Raw genomic sequence first — 2,402 nt, 5'->3', positions numbered from 1 at the left:
CTGACTGTACCGGGAGGACGTCACTGCGCGTGTCGTCGCGTCCCGGCGATTCTCACCTGCCCTGATCGCTCCATTCACGGTCGGCCCGCGTCGCGGCGGGCCTCGTCATCCGGCCGCGGGCCAGGCTTAGGTTTCGGCGCCGTTGCCGCGTTCGGTGGGATCGCTCGGCGATTTACAGCAATGCTGAAGCCACAGTCCGGCGACCACCAGAGCCAGTGCGCAGGCGGCCGCGACCACCGTGCCGGTGGTGTCTTCGCCAGCGACCCGCAGCGTGGAACGCCGCGGCAGCAGGTACACCAGCACCCCGATCCACCAACCCAGCACCACGGCGCCCACCCACGCCGAAGCCTTGGCGATGACCACGCTTCGGGCCACCGCCAGCGGATGTAGCCAGCCGGGTCCGTCGCCGATCTCGCCGTCGTTGATCTTCGTGCGCACATATCGGCCCCATAGCGCCTCGGCCGCAGCCACGCCGAGCAGCGACGCGCCCGTCCACACTGTGATCGGCGGAAACCACCGGTAGAGCAGCACCACAAGCAGATAGCCGACCACCGCAGCGCCGATCACCGCGCCCGTCAGGTCACGTTTCCTGGTCGGGCCCATCAGTTTCCTGACGTCCGCGGTGTGAGCACCAAGTCGGTTCGTCGCACACCGGCACGATCGGCAGGCTCCAGCTCGGACAACAGCCGGGCCACGGAACGCTTTCCTCCGGCCACTGTCAGCTCGGCGTCCGGGTCGACGGCCAGCCACGGGACCATCACGAACGCCCGCAGGTGAGCCAGCGGGTGCGGCAGCGTCAGGCCGTTGTCTCGGGAGAACAGCTCGGCGCCGTCGTCGTAGCAGGCGACCAGATCCACATCGAGGCTGCGCGGGCCCCAGCGCTGGCCACGCACCCGATCGGCTGCTTGCTCAAAAGCCTGGGCGCGCCGCAACCAGCCGTGTGCGTCACATGAGGGATCCTCGGCGATCAGCACCGCGTTGAGGAACGGCCCTTGGTCCACGCCGCCCCACGGCTCGGTTTCGTACACCGGCGAGACGGCGCGCACCGACTCGCCGAGCCCGTCGACTACCGATTGCAGCCGGGCCAACCGGTCACCGAGGTTGGATCCGATCGACAGCACTACACGGGTCACAGGCGCGGGCCTCCGGCCGGCACCACGGAGCCGCGGCCGCCGCGGCGTGATCGCCGTGCTACGACCGCCACGTCGGCGAAGGTTTGCGGGATCGGGGCGGCCGGTTTGTGGACGACCACTTCGACGGCGTGCACCCGCTTGTCGTTCATGACGTCGTCGGCGATCTCGCCGGCGACGGTTTCGATCAGCTTTCGCGGCGGGCCGGCCACGATGTCGGCCGCCCGCTGGGCCAGCACGCCGTAGTCGTAGGTGTCCGACAGGTCGTCGCTGGCTGCGGCGTCGGCCAAGTCGATCCACACGGTGATGTCGACCACGAAGTCCTGGCCGTCGGCGCGCTCCTGCTCGTACACGCCGTGGCGGCCGCGAACGGTCAAGCCGCGCAACTCGATTCGATCAGCCATCAGAGCCGCCTTGTTTCCAGGCCTCGACGACCTTCAACGCATCGGCAGTAGCCCGCACGTCGTGCACCCGCACACCCCACGCCCCGTGCAGAGCGGCCAGCGCGGAGATCACCGCGGTGGCCGTCTCGCGTCCGTCCGGTGGGCGCAATGTCCCGTCAGGGTCGGCCAGCAGCCTGCCGAGAAAACGTTTCCGCGATGCCCCCACAAGCACCGGAATACCGGTCGCGACCAACTGCGGCAGCGCATGCAGCAGCGCCCAGTTGTGTTGTGCCGTCTTGGCGAACCCCAGACCAGGGTCGATGATCAGGTTGGTTGCGTCCACCCCGGCGGCGACCGCGTCGTCGACGCCGGCGAGCAGCTCGGCGCGCACCTCGGCCACCACATCGCGGTAGGGCGGCACTTCATGCGGGCGATCAGCCGACACCGAGCGCCAGTGCATCAACACCCACGGCACGCCTGTTTCGGCCAGCAGTGATGCCATCGCGGGGTCGGCGCGGCCTCCGGAGACGTCGTTGACGATCCGGGCGCCGCTTTCCAGCGCGGCCCGCGCGACACCGGCGTGAATGGTGTCGATGCTGACGGTAATGCCCTGGGCAGCAAGCTGTTTGACGACAGGGACCACACGGGCCGTTTCCACCTGCGGGTCAATGCGCACCGCACCTGGTCGGGTGGACTCGCCGCCGACGTCGACGATCGCCGCACCCTCGGCTGCCAAGGCCAGGCCGTGTTCGACGGCGCGGTCGGGGTCCAGGTAGCGCCCGCCATCGGAGAACGAGTCGTCGGTGACGTTCACCACGCCCATGACCTGCACGCGTGTCGTAGTCACTTCCGCAAGATGAGTTCGAGCGCTTCAGCTCGAGACGCGGCG

4 protein-coding genes are annotated in these 2,402 nt (G+C 69.1%); all 4 read right to left on the bottom strand.

The annotated features are described in order from the left end of the window. Positions 1–126 precede the first annotated feature (126 nt). Genes VFA16_RS15035 through folP form a run of 4 tightly spaced genes read right to left on the bottom strand, consistent with a single transcriptional unit; the run spans position 127 to position 2,336 of the window. The gene (locus VFA16_RS15035) at positions 127–603 is read right to left on the bottom strand and encodes a DUF3180 domain-containing protein (protein WP_324968588.1); all 477 of its coding nucleotides are present in this window, start codon (positions 601–603) and stop codon (positions 127–129) included. Further along, the gene (gene folK, locus VFA16_RS15030) at positions 603–1,133 is read right to left on the bottom strand and encodes a 2-amino-4-hydroxy-6-hydroxymethyldihydropteridine diphosphokinase (RefSeq protein WP_324968587.1); all 531 of its coding nucleotides are present in this window, start codon (positions 1,131–1,133) and stop codon (positions 603–605) included. Before folK ends, VFA16_RS15035 begins: the two co-directional genes overlap by 1 nt. Next, a complete protein-coding gene (gene folB, locus VFA16_RS15025) occupies positions 1,130–1,534 on the bottom strand; it encodes a dihydroneopterin aldolase (RefSeq protein ID WP_324968586.1) in 405 nt (134 codons plus the stop codon). The genes folK and folB overlap by 4 nt, the downstream gene beginning before the upstream one ends. Next, the gene (gene folP, locus VFA16_RS15020; RefSeq protein ID WP_414687728.1) at positions 1,527–2,336 is read right to left on the bottom strand and encodes a dihydropteroate synthase; all 810 of its coding nucleotides are present in this window, start codon (positions 2,334–2,336) and stop codon (positions 1,527–1,529) included. Before folP ends, folB begins: the two co-directional genes overlap by 8 nt. Between the last annotated feature and the right edge of the window lie 66 nt (positions 2,337–2,402).

The organism is Mycobacterium sp., assembly GCF_035653355.1.
Classification (GTDB): Bacteria; Actinomycetota; Actinomycetes; order Mycobacteriales; family Mycobacteriaceae; genus Mycobacterium.
This window is presented reverse-complemented; position numbering and strand designations above follow the sequence as displayed.

Bases quoted from the DNA above. Each gene is read 5' to 3' on its own strand.
- folP (WP_414687728.1), bottom strand. From the start codon at position 2,336: ATGGGCGTGGTGAACGTCACCGACGACTCGTTCTCCGATGGCGGGCGC.
- VFA16_RS15035 (WP_324968588.1), bottom strand. From the start codon at position 603: ATGGGCCCGACCAGGAAACGTGACCTGACGGGCGCGGTGATCGGCGCT.
- folB (WP_324968586.1), bottom strand. From the start codon at position 1,534: ATGGCTGATCGAATCGAGTTGCGCGGCTTGACCGTTCGCGGCCGCCAC.